At 45.7% G+C, this 1,360-nt stretch carries 3 protein-coding genes; 2 read left to right on the top strand and 1 reads right to left on the bottom strand.

Annotated elements, in window-relative coordinates; translation table 11 throughout:
* Positions 1 to 185 (top strand): transposase (locus C814_RS06690; protein WP_016314864.1); only part of this gene is annotated, 185 nt, incomplete at its 5' end.
* 472 nt (positions 186 to 657) lie between these two features.
* Entirely contained in the window at positions 658 to 1,086 is a 429-nt protein-coding gene (locus C814_RS06685; protein ID WP_016314863.1) for a hypothetical protein, read from the top strand.
* A 79-nt stretch (positions 1,087 to 1,165) separates the two neighbouring features.
* Here C814_RS06685 and C814_RS24045 read toward each other — a convergent pair.
* Positions 1,166 to 1,360, bottom strand: a 195-nt coding sequence (locus C814_RS24045; protein WP_031219386.1) for a hypothetical protein, incomplete at its 5' end; no start/stop codon positions are given.

Genomic DNA, 1,360 nt, shown 5'->3' with positions numbered 1-1,360 from the left:
CGCCAAAAAGCAATCGCAAAGATCCTTGGGACTATGATAAAGAGCTGTACAAACAGCGCAACCAAGTTGAGAGGCTTTTTCGCCGTATCAAGCGATTTCGTCGCATTTTTACCCGCTATGACAAACTGGATATTATCTTTTTGGCTTTTGTCTTTTTTGCTCTCATTGTCGATGTGCTTATGTGAACACTACCTAGCTTTATTTTAGTCTTACTCTTAACTTTATCTATTTCGCTTCCTGCTTCAGCCGCCACACCTATAGACATATCGGAAGATAACTTCACAGTAATTGAAGTAGATCCCATCGATGGAACTGCAAGAGCCGGTACTCACCTAGTGAAAGTCTCCGCAGCGGAGATAAAACCCGGTTTAGTAAAATGCACGATACTTAATGTTGGGATCGATAAACTTGATAATGTGACATGTTGGTTAAAATATACAAATACTACGGGAACTCATCTTTCACATGAACGTGGAATGGGTACTTGTGGAATCGGAATTTCAATATCTGAAGAAATAAATATTGGTTCTTTTTCTTCTGCTACTGCTTATTTTCGCATTCACGAAGATGGGCAAGTCCTTAATTTGAAAGCCACTGTTAAGATTCTATAAGCGCAATCCAATTTATTTTGAAACAGAATGAAGGAGAGAGTCCGATATGGAGTTCAAACAGCAGAGAACCGCGCTGGCTGATGAAACCTTTCTGGTCTGCGCAGAAATTTTAAGCAAAGGATTGATCCATCAGCGCAGGGAACAGGAGATCGACGAAACCTGTCAGAAAATTTCCAGCCATGCAGTTGCCGATTATCTGCAATTGGGGGTGACGCTGGTCGATTATGCGTATGTCCCGGAATATATTCATCTGGTTCTGGACTATACCTATGAAGAGATCGACCGAGCTGCCCTCACTCCAGACGAACGAAAGGTTCTGTCGATTCTCAGGAACACGATGCAGGAGATTTTCCAGGAAAAAAATATGCGGCTGTTCCACGAGGTGTTCTCTCACGAATGCAATTACGATGTCCGCGACCGGATCAAGCGAATGCTCCACGGACTTCCAGAAGCAGCTTCTCTGTTTGAGTTCTAGTTTAGCTTATTGTTTGTCTAAAAAGATAAAATGCCCGCCAGACTCGTTCATCCGGCGGGCATTTTGCAGCTATATCTTTTCAACGGAATTCCGGGGGAATTGCCATCCCTTCGCTGGTCTGCGGCTGCTCGCGCCGGTTGCGGCGGAAGAGGGAGCGTCTCCCTGCCTGGCCGCCCTTCCTCCGGCGGTCCTCACCGTCAAACAGAAGATAGACGGTCGGAATCAGGATGAGGGTCAGCAGGGTCGAGAAGGTCAGACCGCCGATGACGACAAT

This window comes from Anaerotruncus sp. G3(2012) (genome assembly GCF_000403395.2).
Classification (GTDB): domain Bacteria; phylum Bacillota; class Clostridia; order Oscillospirales; family Ruminococcaceae; genus Anaerotruncus.
The sequence above is the reverse complement of the archived record's forward strand: the minus strand, read 5'-3'. Positions and strand labels throughout refer to the sequence as shown.